Annotated in this window: 1 tRNA gene and 3 rRNA genes; all 4 read right to left on the bottom strand. The window is 55.5% G+C overall.

Annotation, left to right across the window (positions count from 1 at the left end):
- Positions 1-58 precede the first annotated feature (58 nt).
- The 4 genes from rrf to C5B91_RS20740 all read right to left on the bottom strand — a co-directional run bounded on the left by rrf (position 59) and on the right by C5B91_RS20740 (position 5,063).
- A 5S ribosomal RNA gene (gene rrf / locus C5B91_RS20755) occupies positions 59-180 on the bottom strand.
- 113 nt (positions 181-293) lie between these two features.
- Positions 294-3,206: ribosomal RNA gene (locus tag C5B91_RS20750) — 23S ribosomal RNA — on the bottom strand.
- A 215-nt stretch (positions 3,207-3,421) separates the two neighbouring features.
- Positions 3,422-3,493 (bottom strand) — tRNA-Ala (locus tag C5B91_RS20745).
- Between the two features lie 97 nt (positions 3,494-3,590).
- Positions 3,591-5,063, bottom strand: a 16S ribosomal RNA gene (locus C5B91_RS20740).
- Together the 16S, 23S and 5S rRNA genes with 1 tRNA gene alongside form the textbook arrangement of a ribosomal RNA operon.
- Positions 5,064-5,302 lie beyond the last annotated feature (239 nt).

The following is a 5,302-nucleotide window of genomic DNA, read 5'->3' as shown; positions in this document are numbered from 1 at the left end:
CCGCTCGCTATAAATGAAAAAAGCCCACTGGACCGAAGTCCAGTGGGCTCTGTATGAGTGGGGGCGGCGAACTGGATTTCCCAGAGGATCGCTCACTCCAGTACTGACCAGAACGCAGGTGAGCTTAACTGCCGTGTTCGGGATGGGTACGGGTGGAACCTCACCGCTCTGGCCGCCTTAATGCCGATCAACGGAATCGAACCGTTGTCATACCAATATCGGACGGGCCGTCTTACCAATGTGTTCGTGCAATCCAGTTTGCGCCTGGACCCGTTCTCGGGTCTCAGTGCGTATGAATGTGGCTTGGTCTGTTAGTGCTCGCGGGCTTAACAACTCGTTGCCTCGTTGCGTACACCCCGAGTCTATCGAACTCGTCTTCTACGAGTGACCTCAGTGGAACTTCTTTTCCGTGTGGGTTTCGAGCTTAGATGCGTTCAGCTCTTACCCCGTGGTGCGTAGCTGCCCGGCATCTGCCCTCTCGGACAACCGGTACACCAGTGGCACCCATTCGTAGTTCCTCTCGTACTATACGAACGTTCACGTCAAGTTCCTTAACACCCCCAATAGATAGCAGCCGACCTGTCTCACGACGGTCTAAACCCAGCTCACGACCTCCTTTAATAGGCGAACAACCTCACCCTTGCCTGCTTCTGCACAGGCAGGATGGAGGGAACCGACATCGAGGTAGCAAGCCACCCGGTCGATATGTGCTCTTGCGGGTGACGACTCTGTTATCCCTAAGGTAGCTTTTCTGTCATCTACGGGTCCCATGAATGAACCTCGTAGGTTCGCTAGACCACGCTTTCGCGTCAGCGACACTCGTTGGGAATGTCACTGTCAGACTTCCGTTTGCTCTTGCGCTCTTCCACGAGTTTCCGACTCGCGTGAGGAAATCTTTGGGCGCGCTCGATATCTTTTCGAGCGCGTACCGCCCCAGTCAAACTGCCCGGCTACCGGTGTCCTCCGCCAGGAGTGAGAGTCGCAGTCACTAACGGGTAGTATTTCAATGTTGCCTCGGTGGCCCGCTGGCGCGGGTACCTGTGTAATGGCTCCTACCTATGCTGCACATTAGCGACCACGTCTCAGCGACAGCCTGCAGTAAAGCTCTATAGGGTCTTCGCTTCCCCTTGGGGGTCTCCAGACTCCGCACTGGAACGTACTGTTCACCGGGCCCAACGTTGGGACAGTGACGCTCTCGTTGATCCATTCATGCAAGCCGCTACTGAAGCGGCAAGGTACTACGCTACCTTAAGAGGGTCATAGTTACCCCCGCCGTTGACGGGTCCTTCGTCCTATTGTACTAGGTGTTCAGATACCCGCACTGGGCAGGATTCAGTGACCGTACGAGTCCTTGCGGATTTGCGGTCACCTATGTTGTTACTAGACAGTCGGAGCGTCCGAGTCACTGCGACCTGCTCGGTCAAGAGCAGGCATCCCTTATCGCGAACTTACGGGACTAACTTGCCGAATTCCCTAACGTCGGTTGATCCCGACAGGCCTTGGCTTGCTCTGCCAGCGCACCTGTGTCGGATCTCGGTACGAGCTTCTTGCTTGTCTTTTCACGGGCTCTAGGTACCGCCGAATTTCTCTATCTCACCATTCGTTCGCTTCGTGCCGTTACGGCTTCCACGAATTTCGGTGATTCGACGGGGCGAAGGCCCCGCTCGGTGTTTCCTAAAGCGTCGACGTTTAGTGCAAGAAGGTACTGGAATATTAACCAGTTTCCCTTTCATCTATTTCGAATTACGGATAGACTTAGGATCGACTAACCCTCGGCTGATTGACAGTGCCGAGGAACCCTTGCGCGTAAGGCCGTCGGGGTTCACACCCGACTCTCGCTGCTACTGAGACCATGATTTTCGTTGCTGCACGGTCCACACGAGTTCTCACCCGTGCTTCCACCCATGCAGTATGCCAACCTACGGAATCGTGTCATAAGACACGCCGCCAGGTCTCGGAGGTGGATTTGAGTCCCGATCATTTTCGACGCCTCGAACCTCGGCCGGTAAGCTGTTACGCTATTCTTAGAGGGTAGCTGCTTCTAAGCTCACCTCCCGGCTGTTTAGGGCTCGAGACAATCTTCAATCACACTTAATCCACACTTTGGGTCCTTAACCTGGCTCTGGGTTGTCTCCCTCACGGTGCACAAGCTTACCCCGCACACCGGACTCCCTGAGTCTACGACGTTCGTAAGTTCGGAGTTTGACAGGGAAGCGAACTCCTCTCGGAGTCCGGATTCCCAATCGGTCGCTCTACCTCACGAACTATCTCATCAGAGGTCATGCTTCGACATGTTTCGGTTGGAACCAGCTGTTGCCAAGTTCGATGGGCCTTTCACCCCTACACCAGAGTCACGAGAGGGTATTGTAGGACACCAACTCTAACGGGCCTCCACGCAGCTTTCGCCACGCTTCGCCCTGCTCCGGCGTAGATCACTTGGTTTCGGGTCGCATCCGGTTGGCTCCCCGCCCTTGAAGACGGTGGCCCTGGTCAAAGACTGCGGCCGTATCGGTTTCCCTATGCCTCCGGGGGTTCACCCCTTAGACTCGCCAGTCAGATGCACTCCATGGTTCGTTTTTCAAAACGCACGACGTAACATCGGCTTCACTCAAGTCATACTACGGGATCGCTCCCAGTTCTTTCGTCGAGTGACCTTGTATGCCACGTCGCTCTATCGCCAACTGATTTCAAGCCCTATTGCACCGCCCTTTTCGGGGTGCTTTTCAGCGTTCGCTCACGCTACTTGTTCGCTATCGGTCTCGAGGAGTGTTTAGTCTTCGCAGTTGATGCCTGCGAAATTCACGAGGGATATCCAACCCCCGCTATTCTGGAACAACCCCGGGATCTGGTTCTTATGTTACGGGGTTTTCACCCTGTATCACGCTCCGTTCCAGGAGACTTCACATAAGATCCAGGTCCGTTATGGGTAGTCCGTACACCACATTGCCCGAAGGCTTCGGTTTGGACTGTATCGCGTTCACTCGCCGTTACTAACGACATCGCGGATTGCTTTCTTTTCCTGTTCCTACTAAGATGTTTCAATTCGGAACGTTCCCCATTGCGCAAGGCAATTGCGTGGGGATTCCCATTCGGAGATCCTCAGTTCTTTCCCTCCATGCGGGTCCCTGAGGCTTATCGCAGCTTGGCACGTCCGTCATCGGCTCTCGAGCCGAGCTATCCACCAGCTGGCACAGTAGCCAGTTGATATAGTCACTGTGACCCGGAGAACGGGTCCAGTGGACGCCTGGATTGCACGTACACACGGTTTCATCAAACACCCTCGGAGATGCCGAGGCGTGTTTTCGACCCTTCCCAACCTCGCTTGCGCGGGATGGTGCATCTGTCGTCAGTATCCATTCATTCGAAACGTCTTGCCACACTTAAGGGGCACGATCGTTTCGGAGTGGAGTACTGCTTACCATGGACCCACAGGGATTCGAACCCTGGGCATCCTCCTTGCAAAGGAGGCACTCTACCACTGAGCTATGGGCCCGTGTTAGCCCTAGTAGTTCTAAGGTGTCCGAACGGGTGTCATTGGTGAACTCGGAAGATCGCGTGTGAGCCACCCCGTCGGGGTGGTCTCGGTCGTTAGGAGGTGATCCAGCCGCAGATTCCCCTACGGCTACCTTGTTACGACTTAAGCCCCCTTGCGAAGCCCAGATTCGACCACCGTGTGGTGGCCTCATCCGGACCTCACTCGGGTGCTTTGACGGGCGGTGTGTGCAAGGAGCAGGGACGTATTCACCGCACTCTATTGAAATGCGATTACTACCGAATCCAGCTTCATGAGGGCGAGTTTCAGCCCTCAATCCGAACTACGATCGAGTTTAGGAGATTAGCGTTCTCTTTCGAGATAGCAACCCATTGTCTCGACCATTGTAGCCCGCGTGTAGCCCAGCTCATTCGGGGCATACTGACCTACCGTTGCCCGTTCCTTCCTCCGCTTTAGCAGCGGCAGTCCTTCTAATGTACCCAGCCAGTCGAAACTGCTGCTGGCAATTAGAAGTGCGGGTCTCGCTCGTTGCCTGACTTAACAGGACGCCTCACGGTACGAGCTGACGGCGGCCATGCACCTCCTCTCTATAGCGTCGTGGTAAGGTCATCAACCTGACCGTCATTACTATAGTCGGAGCTGGTGAGATGTCCGGCGTTGAGTCCAATTAAACCGCAGGCTCCTCCGGTTGTAGTGCTCCCCCGCCAATTCCTTTAAGTTTCATCCTTGCGGACGTACTTCCCAGGCGGCTCGCTTCTCGGCTTCCCTACGGCACAACACAGGCTCGTAGCCTGTGTCACACCTAGCGAGCATCGTTTACAGCTAGGACTACCCGGGTATCTAATCCGGTTCGAGACCCTAGCTTTCGTCCCTCACCGTCGGATCCGTCTTCTCGAGGTGCTTTCGCCATCGGTGGTCCGTCCAGGATTACGGGATTTCACTCCTACCCCGGACGTACCCCTCGAGCCTTCCGGTCCCAAGCCACGTGGTTTTCACCGGACGCCCGCCAGTTGAGCTGGCGGATTTCCCGATGAACCTTCGTGGCCGGCTACGGACGCTTTAGGCCCAATAATATCGGTCATCACTTGAGCTGCCGGTATTACCGCGGCGGCTGGCACCGGTCTTGCCCAGCTCTTATTCCTCGACCGCCTTACAGTCGAGAAAAGCGAGGACTATATGCCCTCGCACTTGGGGTCCCCTTATCGCACTTGCGTGCAGTGTAAAGGTTTCGCGCCTGCTGCGCCCCGTAGGGCCCGGAATCTTGTCTCAGATTCCGTCTCCGGGCTCTTGCTCTCACAACCCGTACCGATTATCGGCACGGTGGGCCGTTACCCCACCGTCTACCTAATCGGCCGCAGCCACATCCTACAGCGCCTGAGCGTTTCGGGGAGTCGGCATTCCAGCATGACTCCCGTATGAACTATTAGCCTCAGTTTCCCGAGGTTATCGTTCTCTGTAGGGTAGTTTGGCCACGTGTTACTGAGCTTTTCGCCACGAGTATGAACTCGTGCAACTAGCATGGCTAAATCGGACCCCAATAGCAATGACCTCCGGCAGGATCAACCGGAATGGGTCGCGACCATTTAAACCTGGTCGCGGGGTTTTGGCGGGTGAATGGCAGCGATATGCTGTCAAATCACCGTTCAAAGGTCCGAGTTCGTATGACATCCGTTCGGATGTCACCGAACTACTAGGGCTAACATCAGATACCGTCTTGCGGCGTACCGCAGGGGCGGAATCCTCATTTCCTTCGGACCTGAACCGAGGCGATTCGTGGGTATAAACCCTTCGAACCTCCGTGGGTTCTGG

This window comes from Haloferax sp. Atlit-10N (assembly GCF_003586325.1).
GTDB classification, from domain to species: Archaea; Halobacteriota; Halobacteria; order Halobacteriales; family Haloferacaceae; genus Haloferax; species Haloferax prahovense.
The sequence above is the reverse complement of the archived record's forward strand: the minus strand, read 5'-3'. Positions and strand labels throughout refer to the sequence as shown.